The 21,958-nt window shown below is 69.7% G+C and carries 21 protein-coding genes and 1 other RNA gene; 16 read left to right on the top strand and 6 right to left on the bottom strand.

Annotated features, from left to right (window positions below):
• Positions 1–2,151: a histidine kinase dimerization/phosphoacceptor domain -containing protein gene (locus A2790_RS13370; protein WP_293392432.1), complete on the bottom strand. Its 2,151-nt coding sequence runs from the start codon at positions 2,149–2,151 to the stop codon at positions 1–3.
• Positions 2,144–2,713 carry a biliverdin-producing heme oxygenase gene (locus A2790_RS13365; RefSeq protein ID WP_293392430.1) on the bottom strand — a complete coding sequence of 190 codons (570 nt, stop codon included), beginning with the start codon at positions 2,711–2,713 and terminating at the stop codon, positions 2,144–2,146. Before A2790_RS13365 ends, A2790_RS13370 begins: the two co-directional genes overlap by 8 nt.
• Positions 2,714–2,825: 112 nt before the next feature.
• Between A2790_RS13365 and ybaK the strand changes: the two genes are divergently transcribed.
• Positions 2,826–3,296: a Cys-tRNA(Pro) deacylase gene (gene ybaK / locus A2790_RS13360; RefSeq protein ID WP_293392427.1), complete on the top strand. Its 471-nt coding sequence runs from the start codon at positions 2,826–2,828 to the stop codon at positions 3,294–3,296.
• Between the two features lie 2 nt (positions 3,297–3,298).
• On the opposite strand, the gene A2790_RS13355 is transcribed toward ybaK, so the two are convergent.
• The 4 genes from A2790_RS13355 to A2790_RS13340 all read right to left on the bottom strand — a co-directional run bounded on the left by A2790_RS13355 (position 3,299) and on the right by A2790_RS13340 (position 7,105).
• Positions 3,299–3,613, bottom strand: a complete 315-nt coding sequence (locus A2790_RS13355) for a DUF6665 family protein (protein ID WP_293392424.1) — start codon at positions 3,611–3,613, stop codon at positions 3,299–3,301.
• Between the two features lie 45 nt (positions 3,614–3,658).
• Complete coding sequence (locus tag A2790_RS13350; RefSeq protein ID WP_293392421.1) at positions 3,659–4,678, bottom strand: hypothetical protein; 1,020 nt, start codon at positions 4,676–4,678, stop codon at positions 3,659–3,661.
• A 283-nt stretch (positions 4,679–4,961) separates the two neighbouring features.
• Positions 4,962–6,179, bottom strand: coding sequence for an RtcB family protein (locus tag A2790_RS13345; protein WP_293392419.1), 1,218 nt, complete (start codon positions 6,177–6,179; stop codon positions 4,962–4,964).
• 329 nt (positions 6,180–6,508) lie between these two features.
• Positions 6,509–7,105 (bottom strand): hypothetical protein, encoded by a 597-nt coding sequence (locus A2790_RS13340; protein WP_293392416.1) that lies wholly within the window; start codon positions 7,103–7,105, stop codon positions 6,509–6,511.
• 133 nt (positions 7,106–7,238) lie between these two features.
• Here A2790_RS13340 and A2790_RS13335 point away from each other — a divergent pair, with 133 nt between their 5' ends.
• The 15 genes from A2790_RS13335 (at position 7,239) to flhA (ending at position 21,935) form a co-directional block, all read left to right on the top strand.
• On the top strand, positions 7,239–7,688 hold the full coding sequence (locus A2790_RS13335) for a hypothetical protein (protein ID WP_293392413.1): 450 nt from the start codon (positions 7,239–7,241) through the stop codon (positions 7,686–7,688).
• Positions 7,689–7,748: 60 nt separating this feature from the next.
• Positions 7,749–8,189, top strand: coding sequence for a hypothetical protein (locus tag A2790_RS13330; protein WP_293392410.1), 441 nt, complete (start codon positions 7,749–7,751; stop codon positions 8,187–8,189).
• A gap of 330 nt (positions 8,190–8,519) precedes the next feature.
• Entirely contained in the window at positions 8,520–9,068 is a 549-nt protein-coding gene (gene ilvN / locus A2790_RS13325; RefSeq protein ID WP_068874728.1) for an acetolactate synthase small subunit, read from the top strand.
• Positions 9,069–9,101: 33 nt separating this feature from the next.
• Positions 9,102–10,091, top strand: a complete 990-nt coding sequence (locus tag A2790_RS13320) for a hypothetical protein (RefSeq protein ID WP_293392406.1) — start codon at positions 9,102–9,104, stop codon at positions 10,089–10,091.
• Positions 10,083–10,442: a transfer-messenger RNA gene (gene ssrA / locus A2790_RS13315) on the top strand. Before A2790_RS13320 ends, ssrA begins: the two co-directional genes overlap by 9 nt.
• A 125-nt stretch (positions 10,443–10,567) precedes the next feature.
• On the top strand, positions 10,568–11,062 hold the full coding sequence (locus tag A2790_RS13310) for a ClpXP protease specificity-enhancing factor SspB (RefSeq protein ID WP_293392404.1): 495 nt from the start codon (positions 10,568–10,570) through the stop codon (positions 11,060–11,062).
• A 4-nt stretch (positions 11,063–11,066) separates the two neighbouring features.
• Complete coding sequence (locus tag A2790_RS13305) at positions 11,067–11,552, top strand: PaaI family thioesterase (protein ID WP_293392402.1); 486 nt, start codon at positions 11,067–11,069, stop codon at positions 11,550–11,552.
• A 9-nt stretch (positions 11,553–11,561) separates the two neighbouring features.
• Positions 11,562–12,326 carry a C13 family peptidase gene (locus A2790_RS13300; RefSeq protein ID WP_293392400.1) on the top strand — a complete coding sequence of 255 codons (765 nt, stop codon included), beginning with the start codon at positions 11,562–11,564 and terminating at the stop codon, positions 12,324–12,326.
• Positions 12,327–12,411: 85 nt separating this feature from the next.
• Entirely contained in the window at positions 12,412–14,517 is a 2,106-nt protein-coding gene (locus tag A2790_RS13295; RefSeq protein WP_293392398.1) for a serine hydrolase domain-containing protein, read from the top strand.
• A gap of 146 nt (positions 14,518–14,663) precedes the next feature.
• Positions 14,664–16,325 carry a flagellar basal-body MS-ring/collar protein FliF gene (fliF, locus tag A2790_RS13290; protein ID WP_293392396.1) on the top strand — a complete coding sequence of 554 codons (1,662 nt, stop codon included), beginning with the start codon at positions 14,664–14,666 and terminating at the stop codon, positions 16,323–16,325.
• A complete protein-coding gene (fliG, locus tag A2790_RS13285) occupies positions 16,325–17,359 on the top strand; it encodes a flagellar motor switch protein FliG (RefSeq protein WP_293392394.1) in 1,035 nt (344 codons plus the stop codon). Before fliF ends, fliG begins: the two co-directional genes overlap by 1 nt.
• Complete coding sequence (locus tag A2790_RS13280; RefSeq protein WP_293392391.1) at positions 17,359–18,006, top strand: flagellar assembly protein FliH; 648 nt, start codon at positions 17,359–17,361, stop codon at positions 18,004–18,006. Before fliG ends, A2790_RS13280 begins: the two co-directional genes overlap by 1 nt.
• A gap of 4 nt (positions 18,007–18,010) precedes the next feature.
• Positions 18,011–18,352, top strand: a complete 342-nt coding sequence (gene fliN / locus A2790_RS13275; protein WP_068874720.1) for a flagellar motor switch protein FliN — start codon at positions 18,011–18,013, stop codon at positions 18,350–18,352.
• 25 nt (positions 18,353–18,377) lie between these two features.
• Positions 18,378–19,745, top strand: a complete 1,368-nt coding sequence (locus tag A2790_RS13270) for a sigma-54 dependent transcriptional regulator (RefSeq protein ID WP_293392386.1) — start codon at positions 18,378–18,380, stop codon at positions 19,743–19,745.
• Positions 19,746–19,868: 123 nt separating this feature from the next.
• Entirely contained in the window at positions 19,869–21,935 is a 2,067-nt protein-coding gene (gene flhA / locus A2790_RS13265) for a flagellar biosynthesis protein FlhA (protein ID WP_293392606.1), read from the top strand.
• The last annotated feature ends 23 nt before the right edge of the window (positions 21,936–21,958 follow it).

Below are 21,958 nucleotides of genomic sequence, written 5' to 3'. Positions count from 1 at the left end.
CTATTCCGTCGGCTGGATCGGCGCCGAGATCGGGCAGGTCAGGATCGCACGCAGCCCCGGCTTGTTGTCGCCGAAGGTCAGCTCTCCGCGCAACTGCTTGACCATGGCCGACATCATCCGGCTGCCGAAGCCCTCGCCCGGGGCGTGCTTGCCCTTGCCGTGGTCGGCGACGATCACGCGCAGATCCGCCCGGTGCTCCTCCAGGCTGACCTCGATCTGGCCGGGCTTGCCGTCGTAGGCGTACTTGTTGGCGTTGATCACCAGCTCGGTGACGACCAGCCCCAGGGTGACGGCGCGGTCGGTAGGAACCAGGACCGGACTGGCGTCGACAATGATCTTCCCGGCCCATTCGGCGCCCAGGGAGTCGTTCATGTCCGCGACCAGCTCTTCCATGTAGCGCGCCATGTCGACGATCTCGATCTGGTCGGCGCGGTAGAGGCGACGGTGCACGAGGGCCACCGCCTGCAGTCGGCGGCGCGCCTCCTCGAAGGCTTCATGCAGCTTCGGGTCGCCCATGGATCGGGACTGCAGCCCCAGGAAGCTGGAGACCAGCTGCAGGCTGTTCTGGATCCGGTGGTTCACCTCCTTGAGCAGCATCTCCTTCTGCTCCAGCAGGCCGTCCTTCTCGTTGAGGGCGTCGCCGAGCCGTGTGTTGAGCTCCTGCAGGCGACGGCGGCCCCGGGCGTCGAGCAGGGTCTCGCGCAGGCGCACCGCCGCATCGACCTCCGCCAGCGTCCAGCGTCGCGAGCGTCCGTGCACGGTCTGGCGCCAAGCTTCGAACGAGGCGCGCGGCGTCAGCGTCTCGCCCGGCCCCAGCGTCAGGGCCTTGTGCGGATTACCCGCCCAATTGACCACCTCCACCTCCTCGGCGCGGAACCAGAGGATGACGAACGGCTCGTCGGCCGAGACGACGAGAGCCAGCAGGCCGCTCGCCTGGGCCTGGAAGGCCTGGGCGTCGGGGTAGTCCTCCGGCAGGCAGTTGGTGACGATCGGATCCTGGCCGCGTTGCAGGGCCCAGCGCGCCAGGGCGTGGACATGGGTCTCGGGCGGCCGGACGCCATCCATGTACAGCACGCCGCCCCGCAGGGCGGCGACGCCGTCGGCGTCCAACATGCGCCCCAACTCGTGGACGCCATCGACGAGATTGGCGTCGAGGCCGCCGGCGCGCGCGAAGCGCGAGGTCACCTCGTCCTCAAGGCCGCGCAGCCGCAGGCGTTCACGATAGGCCTCGGCCTCCTCCTTCGCGCGGACTTGCCGGGCGAAGCCGCCGGCCAGCGTCCGCGCCGCGGCGCGGATGTCGTAGGGCATCAGCTTGGGCGACCGGTGATGGCAGGCGATGAGACCCCAGAGCAGGCCGTCCTTCACCACCGAGATCGACGCCGAGGCGCCGACGCCCATGTTGCGCAGATACTGCATGTGGACCGCCGCAACGCTCCGCAGGGCGCAGTCGCTCATGTCCAGCGGCTCGGCGCCCCTCCATTCGGGCCGGAGCGGGGCCGGCGTGTAGGCGACGTCGGGGATCACCCGCACGAGGTTGCGTACGTAGAGCGCGCGGGCCTGGGCCGGGATGTCGGACCCCGGGAAGTGGTGGTTCAGGAACGACGGCATCCCCTCGGCGCGGTCCTCCGCCAGCACCGCGCCCGCGCCCTCGTCGAGGAAACGGTAGATCATCACCCGGTCGAAGCCCGTCAGCCGGCGGAACTCGACGGCCGCGCGGTCGCAGAGCGCCTTGAGGTTCGGCGCGCGCTCGAACGCGGCGCCCGCCGCTTCGAGCTGGCCCAGGATCGCGGTTGCGGGGAGCGGCTGGTCCAGGCCCGGCTCGATCTCGACGATGAGCCAGTCGCGATCCACATGCGCCGAGACGTCGAACGGTCGCGCCCCACGCACTAAGTGGCCTGCGTAGCCGCCCACGTGGCCGGACTGGGTGACCTGGGCCAACCGTTCCGCCAGCGGGTCGCCGAGGATCGCGCCGAGCGAGAGGCCGATCCAGGCGTCGACTCCCAACAGGCCCGCCACGTCCCCAGCGCCATGGGCGATCTCCTGGGTGGTGCGGTCGGCGATCAGCATCGCGCCATGGGGCTGGATGGCCCCCGGGATGTGGATGGGCTCCCGGACGCAGACTTCGAGGTCGAGGGTCGGCGCCTCAGACATCGGCCATCGCCCCGCACAGCCGGTGCTCGGCATGGCGGAAGCCGTCGCGGGCGCCCGCGATCATCGCGTCGGTATCGGCCGGCGTCGCGGCGTGGGCGTCCAGGACAGCCAGGAACGCCCGCCATCGCTCGCCTGTCCGCGCGCCATACGGATCGAGGAACGACAGGCCCAGCATGCCGTCGCCCCGGGCTTCCACGGCGCGGCGGATCACCTGGCCCCCGAGCGTGGAGCCCTCCAGCACGTACATGCGTCCCAAGGCCTCGGCCACGTTGGCCACGATCGGGCGTTCTGCCGCCGCCGAGCCGGGGCGGCCGCCCAGCGCCGCGAGATCCCGCGCCAGCCGGTCCGAACGTCGCCGCGCCTCGAAGTCCAGCCCGGGCAGGTCCGCCAGCCACGGCGCCAGGGCGGCCTCGGCCTCGGCATGCAGGACGCGGAACCCCTCCACCAGGGCCCGCCGCTCATCGGGCCGGGCGATGCGGGCGAGGATGTCCGTGCGGATCTCCAGACGCCGATGATCGGCCTGCGTGGCGTCACGCAGGCGCATTTGGGCTTGGTTCGTCATCGCGTCTCTTGAGGTGGGGTCCCGACATGCACGATAGAGACGCGGCGACGCCCCTTCGGTGTGATAGCCGACAGAGGCGCGATCTGTTCCCGTTCCAGGCTGAAAACCTCGCATGAGCCGCAGGACGCCCGCCACGCTTGCCCTGGATGCGACCGGGATCGCCTATCGGCTGGCCACCTACGACTACGACCCCGACGCGGCTCGGGTCGGCCTGCAGGCGGCGGAGGCGCTTGGCGCGCCCGCGGGCGAAGTGCTCAAGACGCTGATGGTGCGCGCCGACGGCAAGCCGGCCTGCGTGGTGCTCGCCTCGGACCGCGAGGTCAGCATGAAGAAGCTGGCGGCCGCCCTCGGCGCCAAGTCCGCCGAGATGATGAAGCCCGCCGACGCCGAGCGGATGACCGGCTATCGGGTGGGCGGGGTCAGCCCGTTCGGCCAGAAGCGCGCGGTCCCCACGGTGATCGACGCCGACGCGGCCGCGCTTCCCGAGGCCTTCGTCAACGCCGGCCAGCGCGGATTGCAGGCCAGACTCGCCCCGGCCGACCTCGTGCGGGCGCTGGGCGCCACGGTGGCCCGGATCAGTTGAGCTCAGCGCGCGCCCAGGCGCACCAGCACTTCGCGCGGGATCCCGTACTCGGCGATCACGGACCCGCGGTCGCGCAGGCCCATCACCTCGCGCTGGACGAAGAAGCCCCAGACGGCGTCGGCGGCGGCCTTGACCAGGAGCGGGCGGCCCTCGCCCCCGGGGTGGTCCCGAAGCGCCGCCAGCGCAGCCTCGACCTTGCGGCCGGCGCGGCCCAGGGACTGGGCCTGCTCCTCCATCAGCTCATGGTGCAGCACCGCATCGCCGGACTCGAAGTCGAGGCGGCGGCCCAGGTTACGCGGGGGGCGAAGCGAGGACATCGGGGCCATGTTGGCGCCCGATGTCCCCAAGGCAAGCGCGGCCGCTCAGGCGCCGAACACCTCGACCAGGTCCTCGGCGACCGACGGCAGCCGCCAGTCCCGCCCGACGTCGCGGCTGATCGCGCGTTCCAGCTGCCAGCCGCTGCGGCCGACGTGCACGCCCAGGGCGGCGAGCTCCGCGGCGAGGTCCTGGCGCGCCTGAGGGTCCAGCACCTCGTTGTTCGGCCCCTTCGCCTCCTCCAGCCGCCAGCCGAAGATGGCGTCGCGGCTGATCTCGACGATGGCCCCGGCCCCGCGCGTCCATTCGTAGTAGGCGGAGAACCCACCGACGGCATGGGTCACGCGGGTCGCCAGGCAGTTGGCGTAGCGCCGGGCGGCGTCGCGCAGGGCCGCCTTGGTGGCCAGCGGCCTCAGCGTCGCCGTGCCGGCGAACGGCGGGGGCGGCGGCTCGGGATAGAGGTCTTCCCGCACCGCGTCGAACAGCGCCGCCTCGCTCTCGGCGCCGGCCCACCGCGCGGCGGCCGTCCGCGCCACGGCCGGACCCGACCGGCGCGCGATGGCGCCCGCCGCCTCGCCCAGGGCCTGGGCGGCGTCGTCGGTCAGCACCAGGGCGAGCTGCAGCGACCGGCCCATCGGCTCGGGTAGCCGCGTCAGCCGGCCGACCGCCGCGCCGTCGATAGCTTCGGCGTGGCGCAGCAGCTTGGCCGCCGCCGGATCGGCCAGCAGGTCCAGAAGCCTGCGATAGGCCGACCCGGTCCAGGCGGTCTCGCCCAGCCGCCCCAGCGCCCGCTCCAGGCCAGGGGGCGAGCGCCCGAGCGCCAGTCGGATCGCCTCGCGCAGGCGGCCGCGCAGGATCACGCCCGCCAGGGCGCCGAGGTCCCGCCCCTGCGCCAGCGCCAGGCAGACGAGGTGGCGCCGCGACGTGGCGGCGGTGAGGAAATCGGTGTGCGGATCCGGCCACATGCCGGCCACGGCGGGTGCGAACTCGCCCGCCACCAGCTTGAGGAGGGCCGTAGGTTCGGTCCGCTCCGGAACCGGCGCAACGCCCGAAAACAGCTTGAACATCTTAGGCTCCGAGGGATGCGCGGTGATCCCAGGGAGCACAGCGCGGTCAGCGTCGAGTGATCGGCGCGTCCGGCCCGGCGGCGACGCGCACGCAAAGGTCCGCCCGCGGGCGATCCTTTTCCGGCATGCGATTGTGCGTCGTCATTCGAAGGCTCTCGTTCGAGAAGGAAGGCTGTCTCTCACGCCCCGCGACGGTGGGGCAAGGCAAAGGTCAATGCCGGCCGCGCAACACCCGATGGCTGTGGCGTCGGAGCCACGCCAGGTTGTGGCGCGGCCCCTTGGGTCAGCCCTTTACGCAGACCACCTGCCGGAGGGTATGGACGATCTCGACCAGGTCGGCCTGCGCCGCCATCACCGCGTCGATGTCCTTGTAGGCCATCGGCGTTTCGTCGATCACGTCGGCGTCCTTCCGGCACTCGACGCCTGCCGTGGCGGCCACATGGTCGTCGAGCGTGAAGCGCCGCTTGGCTTCCGCCCGGCTCATGGCCCGGCCGGCGCCGTGCGAGCAGGTGCAGAAGCTGTCCGGGTTGCCCTTGCCGCGCACGATGAACGACCGGGCGCCCATCGAGCCGGGGATGATCCCGAGCTCGCCGAGCCCCGCCCGCACCGCACCCTTCCGGGTCAGCCAGACGTCCTTGCCGAAGTGCCGCTCCTGGGTGACGTAGTTATGGTGGCAGTTCACCGCCATCTCACCCGTCGCCAGGTCCGGGAACACGCCCCGGAGGACCTCCAGCACCTGGCCCATCATCACCTCGCGGTTGGCCATGGCGTACTTCTGCGCCCAGCCCACTGCGCGGATGTAGGACACAAAGCCGTCCGACCCTTCCGGGAAGTAGGCCAGGTCCTTGTCCGGCAGGTGGATGAACCACCGCTCCATGTCCTTCTTCGCCTTTTCGATGAAGTAGGACCCGAACCGGTTGCCGACGCCCCGCGAGCCGGAGTGCAGCATCACCCACACGTCCCCGGCCTCATCGAGGCAGAGCTCGATGAAGTGGTTGCCGGTCCCGAGCGTGCCCAGGTGGCCGAGCCCCCGCGGGTGCGCGGCCTTGGCGTCGCGCTCGACGATGGCGTCGTAGCCGTCCTTGAGACCGGCCCACTTCTCCAGCGCCAGCGCCGGCGGATCGCCCTGGTGGGCGCCGACGTCGTTGCGCCCGCCGTTGTCGGTCCGGCCGTGCGGGACGGCGGCCTCGATGGCGCTGCGGATCGCAGCGAGATCATCCGGCAGATGCTCGGCGCGAATGGAGGTCTTCACCGCCATCATGCCGCAGCCGATGTCCACGCCCACCGCCGCCGGGATGATCGCGCCGAGCGTCGGGATCACCGAGCCCACGGTCGCGCCCATTCCCCAGTGCACGTCGGGCATCACCGCGATGTGCCGATGGATGAACGGCAGGCTGGCGACGTTTCGCAGCTGCTCGCGCGCGCTGTCCTCCAGCTGGACGCCGCGGGTCCACGCCTTGATGTGGACGCTCTTGCCTTCGATCACGTCATAGCCGCTCATCGGACTTGTCCTTTCGTTGTCCGGTCCTCCCGGCCCTCCGCGGCGGCAAACGTCCTTCCGAAACGAAGAACCCCTCCGCGGCCGGGCCGGGAGGGGTTCTTTCGATCAGCCTCAAAATGATGAGACCTAGTTCGAAGCATCCTCCCACGCGCACGCGCCCATCCGCTCGACCTGGCGGCCGAGGGTGGTGGCGGGATGGCGATTGGGCAGAGACTTCGACATGGCTCTCGTCCTTGAGGGCGGCGCGGATAGCACGTTCGCCCAGGACGTCCAAAGCCGTGTTGCGGTGGAGACCAAGCTTGGCGGCAGGTGTGGCCGCGGAACCACGATCACCCCGGCGGGCCGGTCGCGCGCCGGCGACCCAGCGAACCTTGCGGCGCGCGCCCGGCCGGTGATGGGGCGAGCCTCAGGCTGGCGGCGGAGCCGGTGAGGCGTGCGCGGAGCGCGGCCTGCGGGCGGGCGCGGGCGAGGGCAAATTCCGGCGGGGTGGGCGCGACCTGGGCGAGGAGTTCGCGCAGGGTCGGAAGCTCGGCGGGCGGCGGGCCCGGAAGCCGCGCCGCCGCGTCGGCGACGCCCTCCAGCGTGCGCAGGAGGACGGGAAAGCTGGCGCGCTCGACATCGCGGTCGCGGTCGCGCTCGGTGTATCGTTCGCCGGTTTCGGCGGGATCCCGCTCCAGCGGCTCGGCGCGCTCGTCTTCGCGTTCGGCCTCGCGCTCCGCCGGAACCGCGGCCTCGCGGCGCAGGCGCAGCTGCAGGGCGATCCCCACCCGAACCGAGAAGAAGGCGCGGTCGAAGGCGCTGAACAATTCCAGCCGCTGCTCGTGCGTCTCGGCCTGCTCGGCCGCCTGGCCGAACGCCTTGCCCAGGCGATAGGCCACCTGGGTCAGCTCTGCGAGCTGGAGGCTGCTGGGGACGGCGTCGGCCATAGAACAAATGTAGAACATCCGCAGAGTGCGGTCAAGCCTGGGCGTTCAGCGGTTTTCTGGCAGCGGGAGGAAAGGTCGGCTCGCGACCCTTGCGGACCTTGACCACTGTGCACCGGTCTTAGCAGTTCGCCCGATGTCCTCACCCAACCTGATCGGGCCGCTGACCGGCTTCCACGACGGAAAACTGGAGTCCGTATCCGTGGCCGACGGCACCGCTGTGTTCGGACTTGTCCATGTCGATGGCCGGCGCTTCACGTTGAACTTGTCAGGCGTGGAAGCTCTCTCGATCAACGATTTTCGTGAGGACAACATCATCCTTGAGCTTCAGGTAGTTGCGGGTTCGGATTTCCAAGCCGCGGGACTAACCCCAGGAGATGTTCGCGCTACGCTTGAGGTGCTTTTCCTCCGCCCTCATGCGGAAGCTGCATCCGAGTATCACGAGGCCTACGATAATTTGCTGCAGAGGAAGCTTGAACTTCTGGAGAAAGGTGCAGCCAAACTGGTGATCCTCGACCCGGCCTACGGCGCCGATCTGGTGGCGTTTTGTACCTCGGCCGAGTTGATCGACGCTCCGTACGCCTAGGTCGGCGATGTCCGCAACCGACCCATTGCCGACATCGCCGCTAGCTCATAGTCAAGCTACGTGAAACTGGATTTCATCTGGCACCTGCGAGGCTCTGTCGTGCTCGGTGCGTCGACATCCGGAGACGCGGCGCTCCGTCGTGTGGAGCGGCTGTTAGATAAGCAGCGCAAGCCAGTGACTGAGCGCGGGCCGAACTACCTCGTCTTCCAAGATCCCCTTTGGCGCGAGCCGTTCGGACCCAACTGGCTCGCCATGGTCATCTACGATCGCGGGCGCTTCTGGGTAGAGGGAGGTAGGGTTTTTTACGAGCTGCGCAGTTTGCACGGCATGATCTTCTGCCTACTGGGGGCCGTCATGGTCTTCCTCTTCGGGTTGGCTGAAGGCCTGGCCAACGGACTGAAGCTCGCTGCGCTTGCTTTCGGGTGGCTCTACGGAATGAACATCCTGCTGGCTCTAGCCCGTGTGCAAAGTGCTATTCGTAAGGCCGTGGAGGGCGCTTAGGACCGCTACCCACCCATTGCGGACACCGGGTCGCGTACGCGCGACGAGGGCGCTCGTGACGCCGGTGTAGAGCGTTCCGTTCCTGCTGCTCGCCAGGATGTAGACGGCGATGAAGGCGTCCTGCCCGACCATCGACGAAAGCTAGGCCGTGACGACGCTTGCTTCATTCGTCGTGGCGCAGCTTCACGGTCGCGTCTGCTGGTCCCGGGTCTCCGCGCTGCGCGCTGCGCCCGGGATGACGAGCATCGGGGGCGAAGGCCGGCCTCCCTCCCCCATTGCGACGCGACCTGTCCTGTGACACCTCCTGCCGGACCGTTCAGGAACCGCGCGATGACCGACACCCAGCCCGCCTCCGTCTATGACCTCGCCCATACGGACCAGGAGGAGAGCCGCGCCACGTTCGCGGTGCTGGTGGACAACGAGCCGGGCGTGCTGCACCGGGTGGTCGGGCTGTTCGCGGCGCGCGGGTACAACATCGACAGCCTGACGGTGGCGGAGACCGACGCCAACGCCCACACCAGCCGCATCACCATCGTCACCCGCGGCACGCCCCAGGTGCTGGCCCAGATCGAGGCCCAGCTGCAGAAGATGGTCTCGACCCGGCACGTGCAGGACGTGACCAAGGACCCCAACGGCATCGAGCGCGAGCTGGCCCTGGTCAAGGTGCGCGGCACGGGGGCCGAGCGGGTCGAGGCGCTGCGCGTCTCGGACATCTTCCGGGCCAAGGTGGTCGACACCACCCACGAGAGCTTCGTCTTCGAACTGACGGGCGCCTCGTCGAAGATCGACAAGTACGTGGACCTGATGAAGGGCCTGGGCCTGGTGGAGGTTTCGCGCACCGGCGTCCTGTCGCTGCAACGGGGCGTCGAGGTCTTCTAGGGAACCGCCGCCGCGGCCCAACTCTTTCATGGCGTGTCGATACGCCTCGCCCTTGCCTGCCTGATCGCTGTCAGCGTGGCCGCCCCGGCCTCGGCGCAGCTTCCCCTGTTCGTGCCGATTCCGGGGAAGAAGGCGAAGCCGACGGTGATCGGCGCGCCGCCCGGCACGCCGCCCGCCGAAGCCGAGATCTGGCCGTTCCCGCCGCCTGACCCGAAGAGCTGGTGGGAGGAAAAGCGCCTCAAGACCCCCGAGGCCGCCGACCCGCTGGGCGGCCGGCGCATCCGCCGCGGCGAGGCGCAGGCGGCGCCGGACAACGGTGTCGCGCCCTCCACCTATCGCCTGTGGGGGTTGATGCCGCTGCAGTGGCAGCTGGTGCGGGGCGACGAGATGATCCTGGAGGTGTGGACGCGGCCGTCCAACAGCGTGCGTCAGACCGTAACGCGCGTGACGGTGCGCAGCGACGGCAAGGCCTTCGTCCAGGGGCGCGCGGGCCTGGCCTGCTGCGAGGCGGTGATCGGCCGGCGCATGGGCTTCGACGCCGAGCTGCCGCCCGGCTCGGCGCAGCGGTTCGAGGCGCTGCGCGACCTGCCTCTTTGGAAGTCTCCCCGCGACGTGCGCGTGGTGGAGGCCGACGCGGCCGATGCGCTGTGCCTGCTGGGCTCATCCTACGACCTGACCCTGGTGACGCCGGGCCAGGCGGTGACGCTGCACCGCGCCTGCGATCCGGCGGAGGTGGGCGAGGCGGCCGATGTGCTGGAGGCCGTGCTCGGCGCCGCCATGGGGCATGACCCGCGGTTCGACGTGATCTTCCCGGGCGGCGCCAACTTTTCCAACGCGCGGGAAGCCTACCGCGAGCTCGTCGCCGGGGGCGGGCGGCTGAAGGTGAACCCCGACGCCCGCTTGCCGCCGCCCGGCGCCGAGCCGGCCCCCGCGCCTGAGATCGAGCCGCCGGCGCCGGAGCCGCAGGTCGCTCCTCCGCCCATGCCGCGCGCGGCGGGTGCGACAGAGCGCCCGGTTCTTTGAATTTCGATGCGCAGGGCCTATATGTAGGGCGTCGGGTTCGCCCGACTATGGAGATAAACGCGCGTATAATAAGCGGACTGGACCCGGGTGCGATTCCCGGCGGCTCCACCAATCTTCCTCCGGGTTATCGCCGGAAAGTGAGGGGCCGATCAGCATCGACAGACGTGTAAAGGCGCTGCTTTCTCTCGGCCTGACCCACCGTTCCGGGTTTTAAACTAAATGCGAACGATAACTTCGCTGAGGAAGTTCGCCTGGCTGCGTAATGCGGTCCGGTAACATCCGAACCAAGTCCTAGGGGTTCAGATCCTTAGGCGGGGCCCGGGAGGCGCCTGCCAACAGAAGCCTCCCACTTTCCCCTCGATAAGACTCTATAAGACTCTATCTGCCCCAAAGCCGCGACTTTCCGGCTTCTAGCCTTGCGTACGGGCCGGCAGTCGCTACCTTCCAAACATTCGTTCTGCTTCGGAGTTTTGCGTGTGGCCCAGGATCCGCCGGTCCAGGATCTGATGAACTACGAGGCCCTGGCGCAGGATGCGTTGCGGGGCGTCGCCAAGGCCGCGCTGAAGCGCGCCGCCGCGCCCGAGGGGCTGCCCGGCTCGCACCACTTCTACATCACCTTCAAGACCGACGCGGCCGGCGTCTCGGGCCCGGTGGACCTGTTGTCGAAGTACCCGGACGAGATGACCATCGTCCTGCAGCACCAGTACTGGGACCTGGCGCCCGGCGAGACCTTCTTCTCGGTGACGCTGCAGTTCGGCGGCCAGCCCAAGCGGCTGTCGATCCCCTATGCGGCGATCACGCGCTTCTACGATCCGTCGGTGCAGTTCCTGCTGCAGTTCGAGGCGCCGCCGGCGGCGCCCGCCGAAGCCAAGGCCGCGCCGGAGGCCAAGCCCGACGCCAAGGCCGACGAGGCGCCCGCCAAGCCCGCCGAGGCCACGATCGTCTCCCTCGACCAGTTCCGGAAGAAATGACCGCATGAGCGACGTGGCGGCGCCGAAGCCCCCTCAGGCCGAGGACGGGGCCCTGACCGACGAGGCCATCCTCGAGCGGTTCCTGCGCACCAAGAACCAGCCGACCGGATCCCAGACCCTGGGCTTCCGGATGGTGGGCGTCAGCCAGGCGACCAAGTCGGTCGAGGTCGAGTTCGACGCCAAGGCCGAACTGTTGCTCAACCCCATGAAACAGATCCAGGGCGGCTATCTCTGCGCCATGCTGGACGAGGCCATGAGCGTGGCGTGCATGGTGGCCTCGGGCATGACCGCCGTCGCGCCCACGCTGGAGATGAAGACCAGCTTCTTCCGCCCCGGCCAGCCGGGGAAGATCAAGGGGATCGGGCGCGTGGTGAAATGGGGCCGGCAGGTCGCCTTCACCGAGGGCGAGCTCTATGACCCCGAGGGCCGGCTGCTGGCCAAGGCCACGGGCACGGCGATCCCCACGCCCTTCGCGAACTACAAGAAGTAGGCGTCTCGGATGGCCCGCCTCCTCGCTTTCCTCGCAGCCTTCTGGCTGGCGGCGGCGAGCGGGGCGCAGGCGGCCTCGGCCTTTTCCGACTGGTCGGCCGTTGTGGTCGCCGGCGATTGGCATGCGCACGACGGCGCGCCCTCGGAAGGCTTCGACAACGCCCGGCGGGACGTGAGCGCCGCCCTCGCCCGCGCCGGCTTCCAGGCCGACAACATCCGGCAGTTCTCGGTGCGGCCTGAGCGCTACAAGGACACCAATCCGCAGAAGAGCGAGCTGCGCGGGATCTACGCCGCGCTGAGCGATCTCTCGGCGCGGACCGCGGGCGGATGCCTGTTCTACATGACCTCGCACGGCCTGCCGCAGGGCGCGCAACTCGACCAGGGGCTGCTGCGCCCCGGGGTGCTGGCCGACATGCTGGACCGCACCTGCGGCCCGCGGCCGACCGTGGTGGTGATCTCGGCCTGCTTCTCCGGCGTCTTCGTGCCCACCCTGGCCAGGCCGAACCGGATGGTGGTGACCGCGGCCCGGCCCGACCGCACCTCGTTCGGCTGCGGCCAGGACATCAAGTATCCCTATTTCGACGACTGCTTCCTTTCGGCCATGCCCCGGGCCAACGACTTCGGGACCCTGGCCGGCGCAGTGCGGGAGTGCGTGCGGCGGCGCGAGATCGCCGAGAAGCTGAGTCCGCCGTCCGAGCCGCAGATCTGGGTCGGCGCGCAGTTGCGGCCGATGCTGCCGCTCTACGCCTTCGACAGCCTGCGCACGACCGACTAGGCGCGGCCTTCGACGACCCGCGTTACAGGCGCCGCGACTCAACCGAGATGCTATGGTCGAGAATCATAGTGGAGCGGCCTCGAAGATGCGCAGGTTCGGCAAGGCGATCGCGGCGGCGTTGGCGCTTCTCATAGCCCCGGTCGCGCTCGCCCAGGACACGCCGCCGGCCCCGGCCGCCCTGCCCAAGGCGCCCGTGCCCTACACGAAGATCCGGCCGCAGACCCCGCCGTCCGCGCCCCTCAGAACCACCGCTGCCGTCGCGACCGAGGCCAGCGCGGTTCCGGCGCCGCGGCCCGACGGCGCGCGGCTGGCCGCCGGCCAACCGATCGAGGCGGCGCAGCTCGAGGCGTTCGTGGACGGCTGGATCGCCGACGCCATGGCCCGCGAGCACGTGCCCGGCGCCGCGGTCTCGGTGGTCCAGAACGGCCAGGTCGTGCTGAAGAAGGGCTACGGCTTCGCCGACCTCGCGCCGCGGCGGGCGGTGGACGCCGACCGGACGCTGTTCCGCATCGGATCGATCTCCAAGACCTTCACCTGGATCCTTCTGATGAAGGAGGTGGAGGCCGGCCGCATCCGCCTCGACCGGCCCATCAACCTCTATCTGCCCGAGAAGGTGCGGTTGCCGGGCGCGTCGCGCGACGTGACCGTGGGCTCGCTCCTGAACCACACGTCGGGCTTCGAAGACCGGGCCATGGGCCAGCTCTTCGAGAACGATCCGCGGCGGGTTCGCCCCCTGGACCTCTACCTGCGCCAGGAGCGTCCCAGCCGGGAGCGGCGCGCGGGCGTGATCTCCAGCTATTCGAACTATGGCGTGGCCCTGGCGGGCGAGGCCGTTTCGTTCGTCTCGGGGAAGACCTTCGAGCGTCGCGTCGAGGACGAGATCACCGTGCCGCTGGGCATGAACGGCACCACCTTCCGCGAGCCGCGCGCCGAACGGCGGGGCCTGCCCGCCGCCATGCCCGAGCGGCTCCGCGGCGACGTCGCCGTGGGCTACGCCTGGCGCAACGCGGGCTTCTTCCCCGCCGATTACGAGTACATCGGCCACATCGCGCCGGCGGGCTCGGCTTCGTCCACCGCCGGCGACATGTCGCGCTACATGCTGATGCTGCTGAACGACGGATCCTGGAACGGAACCGCCGTCTTCGGGCCCCGCGCCGCCCGGGCGTTCCGCTCGCCCATGCGGCAGACCCCGCCCGGCATCAACGGCTGGGCCCACGGCTTCATGGTCTTCGACCTGCCCGGCGGCCACCGCGGCTATGGCCACCTCGGCGACACCCTCGCGTTCCATTCCGCCATGGTGCTGGTCCCGGACCTGGGGCTCGGCGTGTTCGTGACCACCAATGGCGAGGGGGGCGCCAACCTGGCCGCCGCCCTGCCCGACGCCGTGGTCCGTCAATTCTACGCCCAACCCACCGCCTTCCCCCGCGCCGGCTCAAGGGACCTGCTCGCCGCAGCCAAGACCTTTGAGGGGGACTATCTGTCCACCCGGCGCGCCTATGGCGGCCTCGAGGGCTTCGTGGGGCTGATCGCCGGCGCGGCGAAGGTCGAGGTGACCTCGGGCGGGCGGCTGCTGACGCGGCGCATGGGCCAGACCCGCGCCTGGGTTCCGGAGGGGCCGGCCGCGGAGGGCCGGTTCGTGTCGACCATCGGGGACGACCGGCTGACCTTCCACATGCAGGACGGCGAGGCGGTGAGTTTCCGGCCCGCCTACAACGCCGAAACGCTGCAGCGCGCCGACGTGACCCAGAGGCCCGGCACGCTCCTGCTGGCGGCGGGGCTGACGATGTTCGCGGCGCTCGCAACCCTGATGGGCCTGGCCCTGCGCAACCGCCGCGAACTGCGGCAGAATCAGATCCAGGCCCGGGCCGCGCTGGTGCAGAACATCCAGGCTGGTCTCTGGATCGCGGCCATCGGGCTGTTCGGCGTCTGGGGCGCGGGCGCCTCCGACATTCCCTCGATCATGTACGGCTGGCCGGGGCCCCTGATCATCACCGCCTCGACCTGCGCCCTGGTGGCGGCCGTGCTGACGCTGGTGACCATCGCCGCCGCGCCCGCCATCTGGCAGGGCGGGCGACGGGTGGATTCCTGGACCGCGCTTCGGAAGGTGTTCTTCACGATCACCGTGCTCATCTACGCCGGCTTCTCGGTGCTGCTGGCCATGAACGGCGCCCTGGAGCCCTGGAGCCGGTAGGCAAAAAAAGCCGACCTGCGACAGCCTGTCCCGCTCGCTACGGCTCCGCTTAAACGGCCCCTTAACCAAGGACTGGGTAAATCCTGCCTACCTGAGGGGGAGGACCGCTTTCAAAGCGCCCCTGCGTGACGGGAAGGGGCGACGGGTTGAACCAGTTCGTTGGCATGCTGCAGAGGTTCGGGATCGGCCGGCTGGCCGCCATCCTGGGCATCGGCGCCGGCCTCGCCGCCGTTCTGGCGGCCGTCTTCATGAACCTTGGACAGCCCAAGGCCCTGCTCTATTCCAACCTGGACCTCAAGGAAGCCGGCTCGATCACCGCCGCCCTGGACCAGGCCGGCGTCAAGTACGAGGTCAAGGGCGACGGCTCCACCATCATGGTGCCCCGCGACGAGGTCGCCTCCACCCGCCTGATGCTGTCGTCCAAGGGCCTGCCGACCGCAGGCTCGGTCGGCTATGAGATCTTCGACGAAGCCAACGCCCTGGGGCAGACCGACTTCGTCCAGCAGCTGAACCGCCAGCGGGCGCTGGAAGGCGAGCTGTCCCGCACCATCCTTTCCCTGGACGGCATCACCTCGGCCCGGGTCCACCTGGTGCTCCCGAAGCGCCAGCTGTTCGAGGAGGAGGCCGAGCAGCCGTCCGCCTCCGTCAGCATCGGCGTCGGCGGCCGCGAGCCCAGCGCCGAACAGGTCCGCGCGATGCAGAACCTGGTGGCCGGCGCCGTGCCCAACATGAAGCCCGACCGCGTGACGGTGGTGGACCAGCACGCCAAGACCCTCTCGGGGGGCGAGACCGGCATGGCCGCCGAGGCCGACGGCCGCAAGTCCGAGGTCGAGCAGCGCATCGCCAAGCAGGTGAAGAACCTGGTCGAAGGCATGGTCGGGGCGGGCAAGGCCCGCGTGAACGTCACCGCCGACCTGGAGCTGGCCCGGGTCACGGTCCAGCAGGAGACCTTCGACCCCGACGGCCAGGTCATCCGCTCGGAATCCACCACCGAGGAGAACGCCCGCGAGAACGACCAGGCCGGCTCGGGCCAGGCCTCGGTCGCCGCCAACATCCCCGGCGCGCCGGGCGGCGACGAAGCCACCAATTCCTCCACCAGCGGCCGCACCGACTCCACCACCAACTACGAGATCTCCAAGACCGTCCGCACCGAGGTGCAGGAGCCGGGCACGGTGAAGCGCCTCTCGGTCGCCGTCGCGGTCGACGGTGCGACGGCGGTCGGCAAGGACGGCAAGCCCGGCGCCTACACCCCCCGCTCGGCCGAGGAGATGCAGCGCATCGAGCAGCTGGTCCGCACCGCCGTGGGCTACAACCAGGAACGCGGCGACCAGGTCAGCGTCATCAACGTCAAGTTCCCCACCGTGGACGCCGGCGCCGGCGTGGTGGCCTCCAGCCCGCTGATGGGCTTCGACAAGAACGACATCATGCGCGCCGTCGAACTGGCCGTGCTGGCCCTGGTGGGCATCCTGATGATCTTCTTCGTCGCCCGCCCGCTGCTGAGCGGGGGCGGCGGCAAGAAGGGCGCGGCCGGCGCCATGGGCGGCGGCGGCGGATCCCTGGTCGGCCCGGCCGGTCAGATCACCCGGGTGATGGTCACCCCCGACGGCCAGCCGATGCAGATCAGCGCCGACGGCAGCCAGCTGGCCCTGCCCGGGCCGGGCGGCGACGACGCGAACGCGCGCATCGACATGGCGCGGGTCGACGGCCAGGTCCGCGCCAGCGCCGTCAAGAAGGTGTCCGAATTCGTGGAACGCCACCCCGACGAGTCGGTCGCGATCCTCCGCTCCTGGCTGCATGAGACCACCTGATGGCCGTCGCACGCACCAATTCGAAGAGCATCGTCGACCCCTCCCGTCTGAACGGGGCGGAGAAGTGCGCCGTCATCCTGCTGGCGCTGGGCGAAGAGCACGCCCAGGTGTGGCAGGCGCTGGACGAGGAGGAGATCAAGGAGATCTCCCAGGCGATGGCCAGCCTCGGGAACGTCACCGCCAGCGTGGTCGAGGACCTGCTGGTCGAGTTCGTGTCCGGCGCCGCCGGCACGGGCGCGATCATGGGCTCGTTCGAACAGACCCAGAAGCTGCTGGCTTCCATCATGCCGCCCGACAAGGTCGACGCGCTGATGGAGGAGATCCGCGGTCCGGCCGGCCGGACCATGTGGGACAAGCTCGGCAACGTGAACGAGGCCGTGCTCGCGAACTACCTGAAGAACGAATACCCGCAGACCGTCGCGGTGGTGCTGTCGAAGATCAAATCCGAGCACGCCGCCCGGGTCCTGGCCTCGCTGCCCGAGGACTTCGCCCTGGAATGCGTGATGCGCATGCTGCGGATGGAACCGGTGCAGCGCGAGATCCTGGACAAGATCGAGCAGACGCTGCGCAACGAGTTCATGTCGAACCTGGCGCGCACGTCGAAGCGCGACAGCCACGAGATGATGGCCGACATCTTCAACGCCTTCGACCGCCAGACCGAGACCCGCTTCATCACCGCCCTGGAAGAGCGCAACCGCGAGGCGGCCGAGCGCATCCGGGCCCTGATGTTCGTGTTCGAGGACCTGTCCAAGCTGGACCCGGGCGGCGTGCAGACCCTGCTCCGCAGCGTCGAGAAGGACCAGCTGGCGCTCGGCATGAAGGGCGCCTCGGACAGCCTGCGCGAGATGTTCTTCTCCAACATGTCGGAACGCGCCGCCAAGATCATGCGCGAAGACATGGAAAGCATGGGCCCCGTGCGCCTGCGCGACGTCGACCAGGCCCAGATGGCCATCGTCCAGGTCGCCAAGGACCTCGCCAACAAGGGCGAGATCATGCTGGCCGGCTCGGGCAGCGACGATGAGCTGATCTACTGATGTCCGAAGCGCTCCAGAAATTCAGTTTCGACACCGAGTTCGACGCCAAGGGCGGGGTCGCCTATGCCGCGCCGCGGCCGAAGCGGCTGTTCCCGATCGAGGAGGTCGAGCAGATCCGCGCCGCGGCCCGCGCCGACGGCGAGCGGGCGGCCATGGCCAGCATCGCCGCCCAGCAGGCGGCCGCGCTCGGCCAGATCGCCGCGGCCTGCGCCCAGGCTCTGCCCCGGCTGGCCGAGGTGGCGCACGAACACCGACAGGGCTCGGCGGCCCTGGCGCTGGCCTGCGCCCGCGCCATCGCCGACTCCGCGCTCGAGAAATTCCCCCAGGCGCCCGTTCTGGCGGCTCTTGAGACCCTGGCCCGCGAGATCGACGCGCAGCCCCGGCTGGTGGTGTCGGCCGATCCGGCGCTGGCGGAGAACCTCCAGGGCCTGCTGGAAGAGACCGCCCGCGGCCTCGGCTTCGAGGGCGCCGTGGTGGTCAAGCCGGACGGCGCCTTCGGACGTCATGCCTTCACCCTCGACTTCGGCGACGGCCAGGCGGCCTTCGATCCCGCCCAGGCCGCCGGCCGAGTGACCCTGGCCCTAGAAGCGGCGCTCGCCGCCGAAGGGCTGCACGCCGAACCCCTGATCCCCGGCAGCGAAAGCTAGACCCATGGCCGAAGACGACCTGAAACTCGACGAATTCGCCCCGGAGGCCGACGCCGACAACGTGCTGGCGAACCTGCTCGGCGAGGAACGCACCGCCGGAGACCTAGCGCCGGTGTTCGACGTGCCCGTGGCGATCTCGGCCGTGCTCGGCCGCTCGTCCATGTCGGTGGCCCAGCTGCTGCAGCTCTCCCAGGGCTCGGTGCTGGAGCTGGACCGCAAGGTCGGCGAGGCGATCGACATCTATGTGAACAACCGCCTGGTGGCCCGCGGCGAAGTCGTGATCGTCGACGAGCGGCTGGGCGTGACCATGACGGAAATCATCAAGGACGGCGACGCCCAGGTCTGAGACCGGCGTTTGAAGGAGTAGGGATATGCGGCTTCTGGTCGTCGGAAAACTGAGTGGGCAGCTCTCCACCGCCGTGAAGATGGCGATGAGCGCCGGGGCGAAGGTGAGCCACGTGGAGACCATCGAGGCGGCGACGCACGCCTTGCGGGCCGGCCAGGGCGCCGACCTTCTGATGGTCGACTACGACCTCGACATCGCCGGCCTGATCGCCGCGAACGAGGCCGAGCGGATCCGGGCGCCGGTGGTGGCCTGCGGTATCGCCGCCGACCCGAAGCGGGCCGCCGACGCCATCCGCGCCGGCGCCAAGGAATTCATCCCCCTGCCGCCGGACGCCGCCCTGATCGCGGCGGTGCTGGCCGCGGTTAGCGACGACAACCGGCCGATGGTGGTCCGCGACCCGGCGATGCAGTCGGTGATCCAGCTCGCCGACCAGGTCGCCCCCTCCGACGCCTCGATCCTGATCACCGGCGAGAGCGGCGTGGGTAAGGAAGTCATCGCCCGCTACGTCCACCAGAAGTCGCGCCGGGCGAACCGGACCTTCATCTCGGTCAACTGCGCCGCCATCCCCGAGAACCTGCTGGAGAGCGAACTGTTCGGCCACGAGAAGGGCGCCTTCACCGGCGCGCTGGCCCGGCGGATCGGCAAGTTCGAGGAGGCCAACGGCGGCACCCTGCTGCTGGACGAAATCAGCGAGATGGACGCGCGCCTGCAGGCCAAGCTGCTGCGGGCGATCCAGGAGCGGGAGATCGACCGCGTCGGCGGCTCCAAGCCCGTGAAGGTGGACATCCGCATCCTGGCCACCTCGAACCGCGACCTGACGCAGGCGGTGAAGGACGGCACGTTCCGCGAGGACCTGCTCTATCGACTGAACGTCGTGAACCTGCGCATCCCGTCCCTGCGGGACCGCCCGGGCGACGTGCTGGCGATGGCCGAATTCTTCGTGAAGAAGTACGCGGCCGCCAACGGCATGCCCGAGAAGCCGCTGTCGACGGAAGCCAAGCGCCGGCTGGCCGCCCACCGTTGGCCCGGCAACGTCCGCGAGCTCGAGAACGCCATGCACCGCGCGGTGCTGCTGGCCGTGGGTCCGGAGATCGACGAGAACGCCATCCGCCTGCCGGACGGCCAGCCGCTGGCCCCCGCCGACGCGCACGCCCGCACCGCCCAGGCCGCGGCCAGCGCCGCCGACATCGCCACCCGCTCGTTCGTCGGCCAGACCGTCGCCGAGATGGAACAGCAGCTGATCATCGACACGCTCGAGCACTGCTTCGGCAACCGCACCCACGCGGCCAACATCCTCGGCATCTCGATCCGGACGCTGCGCAACAAGCTGAAGGAATACACCGAGGCCGGCGTGTCCGTGCCCGCCCCGCAGATGGGCGCGAGCGCGGCCTGAAAAGGCCCGGCGGTCATCTTCGTTAACCATATCGGCGCCCGCTGGCGCGGATAACGTCTTCAGGGTCGACGACCGCCTCTTGGAGCATCACGGCTGATGGCCGACACCGGCTTCTCCTCCCGCATGACCAGCGCCCCCTCCGGCAAGGAGATGATGGGCTGGGTGATGCGTGGCGAAGTGGCCATGGCGCTGGGCGTCATCGGGGTCGTCGTCCTGATGATCCTGCCGATCCCGGCGTTCCTGCTGGACGTCTTCCTCTCGATCTCGATCGCCATGTCGATCCTGATCCTGATGACCGCGCTCCTGATGAAGCGGATCCTGGACTTCACCGCCTTCCCCACCGTCCTGCTGGTGGCGACGCTCTATCGGTTGGCGCTGAACATCACGACGACCCGCCTGATCCTCAGCCACGGTCACGAGGGCGCGCATGGGGCCGGCCACGTCATCGAGACGTTCGGCCGGCTGATGATGGGCGGCAACTTCATCATCGGGGTGATCGTCTTCGCGATCCTGGTGGTCGTGAACTTCGTCGTGATCACCAAGGGCTCGGGCCGGATCGCCGAAGTGGCGGCCCGCTTCACCCTGGACTCCATGCCCGGCAAGCAGATGGCCATCGACGCCGACCTGTCGAGCGGCCTGATCGACCAGGACGACGCCAAGAAGCGCCGCAAGGAGCTGGAGCAGGAGAGCACCTTCTTCGGCGCCATGGACGGCGCCTCGAAGTTCGTCCGCGGCGACGCCATCGCCGGCCTGATCATCCTGGCCATCAACATCATCGGCGGCATCCTGATCGGCGTGCTGCAGCACAAGGTGCCGATCGGCGAGGCCTTCTCCACCTACACCATCATGTCGGTCGGCGACGGCCTGGTGAGCCAGATCCCGGCCCTGATCATCTCGATCGCCGCCGGCTTCCTGGTGTCGAAGGCGGGCGTCGAGGGCTCGGCCGACAAGGCCCTGGTCACCCAGCTGGCCACCAATCCGGTGAGCCTGGGGATGGTCTCGGCCGCCGCGGGCGCCCTGGCCATCATCCCCGGCATGCCGATCATCCCGTTCGCCTTGCTCTCGGTGGGCGCGGGCGTCCTCGCCTGGCGGCGGTCCCACGCCCCGCCCGAGACCGAGGTGGTGGACATCGCCCCCGCGCCGGCCGAGGCCGAGGATGAGCCGATCGCGCAGACGCTCGCCATCGACGAGATCAAGATCGAGCTGGGCTACGGCCTGCTGCCGCTGATCAACGACCTGGAGGGCCGCCGGCTCACCGACCAGATCAAGGCCCTGCGCCGCACCCTGGCCACCGACTTCGGCTTCGTGATGCCCAGCGTCCGCATCCTGGACAACATGCGCCTGCCTTCGCAGGGCTACTGCCTCAGGATCAAGGAGATGGAAGCCGGCGCGGGCGAGGTGCGCATCGGCCAGCTCATGGCCATGGATCCGCGCGGGGCCCAGGTGGAGCTGCCCGGCGAGCACATGAAGGAGCCGGCGTTCGGCCTGCCCGCCACCTGGATCGACGACGGCCTGCGCGAGGAGGCCACATTCCGCGGCTATACGATCGTCGACCCGGCCACGGTTCTCACCACGCACCTGACCGAGGTGCTGAAGGAGAACATGCCGGACCTGCTGACCTACGCCGAGGTCCAGAAGCTGATCAAGGACCTGCCGGCCGAGCAGAAGAAGCTGGCCGACGATCTGATCCCCAGCGTGGTCACCGCCACCACTGTCCAACGCGTGCTGCAGTCGCTGCTGCGCGAGCGCATCTCGATCCGCGACCTGGGCGCCATTCTGGAAGGCATCGGCGAGGCCGCGCCGCACACCAGCTCCATCACCCTGCTGGTCGAGCAGGTCCGTGGTCGCCTGGCCCGCCAGCTCTGCTACGCCTACCGCGGCGACGACGGCGCCCTGCCGATCGTGACCCTGTCGGCGGACTGGGAGAACGCCTTCGCCGACGCCCTCGTGGGGACGGGCGACGAGAAGCAGCTGGCGCTCGCCCCCTCGCGGCTCCAGGAGTTCATCCGCGGCGTGCGCGAGACCTTCGAGCGCGCGGCCCTGGCCGGCGACAGCCCCGTGCTGCTGACCAGCCCCACCGTCCGCCCCTATGTCCGGTCGATCATCGAGCGGTTCCGCGGCCAGACGCCCGTGATGAGCCAGAACGAAATCCACCCCCGCGCCCGCCTGAAGACGGTCGGGTCGATCTGACCGACGTTGCAGCCCGCCCGTTC

The sequence above is a fragment of the Phenylobacterium sp. RIFCSPHIGHO2_01_FULL_69_31 genome (assembly GCF_001824475.1).
GTDB lineage: Bacteria > Pseudomonadota > Alphaproteobacteria > Caulobacterales > Caulobacteraceae > Phenylobacterium.
Note: the sequence above shows the minus strand (reverse complement) of the source record. Positions and strands in the feature narration are given on the sequence as shown.

What these genes read in the sequence shown, in the direction of transcription:
- A2790_RS13370 (WP_293392432.1), bottom strand. Translation starts at nt 2,151, where the DNA reads ATGTCTGAGGCGCCGACCCTCGACCTCGAAGTCTGCGTCCGGGAGCCC.
- A2790_RS13365 (WP_293392430.1), bottom strand. Translation starts at nt 2,713, where the DNA reads ATGACGAACCAAGCCCAAATGCGCCTGCGTGACGCCACGCAGGCCGAT.
- ybaK (WP_293392427.1), top strand. Translation starts at nt 2,826, where the DNA reads ATGAGCCGCAGGACGCCCGCCACGCTTGCCCTGGATGCGACCGGGATC.
- A2790_RS13355 (WP_293392424.1), bottom strand. Translation starts at nt 3,613, where the DNA reads ATGTCCTCGCTTCGCCCCCCGCGTAACCTGGGCCGCCGCCTCGACTTC.
- A2790_RS13350 (WP_293392421.1), bottom strand. Translation starts at nt 4,678, where the DNA reads ATGTTCAAGCTGTTTTCGGGCGTTGCGCCGGTTCCGGAGCGGACCGAA.
- A2790_RS13345 (WP_293392419.1), bottom strand. Translation starts at nt 6,179, where the DNA reads ATGAGCGGCTATGACGTGATCGAAGGCAAGAGCGTCCACATCAAGGCG.
- A2790_RS13340 (WP_293392416.1), bottom strand. Translation starts at nt 7,105, where the DNA reads ATGGCCGACGCCGTCCCCAGCAGCCTCCAGCTCGCAGAGCTGACCCAG.
- A2790_RS13335 (WP_293392413.1), top strand. Translation starts at nt 7,239, where the DNA reads ATGTCCTCACCCAACCTGATCGGGCCGCTGACCGGCTTCCACGACGGA.
- ilvN (WP_068874728.1), top strand. Translation starts at nt 8,520, where the DNA reads ATGACCGACACCCAGCCCGCCTCCGTCTATGACCTCGCCCATACGGAC.
- A2790_RS13305 (WP_293392402.1), top strand. Translation starts at nt 11,067, where the DNA reads ATGAGCGACGTGGCGGCGCCGAAGCCCCCTCAGGCCGAGGACGGGGCC.
- A2790_RS13300 (WP_293392400.1), top strand. Translation starts at nt 11,562, where the DNA reads ATGGCCCGCCTCCTCGCTTTCCTCGCAGCCTTCTGGCTGGCGGCGGCG.
- A2790_RS13295 (WP_293392398.1), top strand. Translation starts at nt 12,412, where the DNA reads ATGCGCAGGTTCGGCAAGGCGATCGCGGCGGCGTTGGCGCTTCTCATA.
- fliG (WP_293392394.1), top strand. Translation starts at nt 16,325, where the DNA reads ATGGCCGTCGCACGCACCAATTCGAAGAGCATCGTCGACCCCTCCCGT.
- A2790_RS13280 (WP_293392391.1), top strand. Translation starts at nt 17,359, where the DNA reads ATGTCCGAAGCGCTCCAGAAATTCAGTTTCGACACCGAGTTCGACGCC.
- fliN (WP_068874720.1), top strand. Translation starts at nt 18,011, where the DNA reads ATGGCCGAAGACGACCTGAAACTCGACGAATTCGCCCCGGAGGCCGAC.
- A2790_RS13270 (WP_293392386.1), top strand. Translation starts at nt 18,378, where the DNA reads ATGCGGCTTCTGGTCGTCGGAAAACTGAGTGGGCAGCTCTCCACCGCC.
- flhA (WP_293392606.1), top strand. Translation starts at nt 19,869, where the DNA reads ATGACCAGCGCCCCCTCCGGCAAGGAGATGATGGGCTGGGTGATGCGT.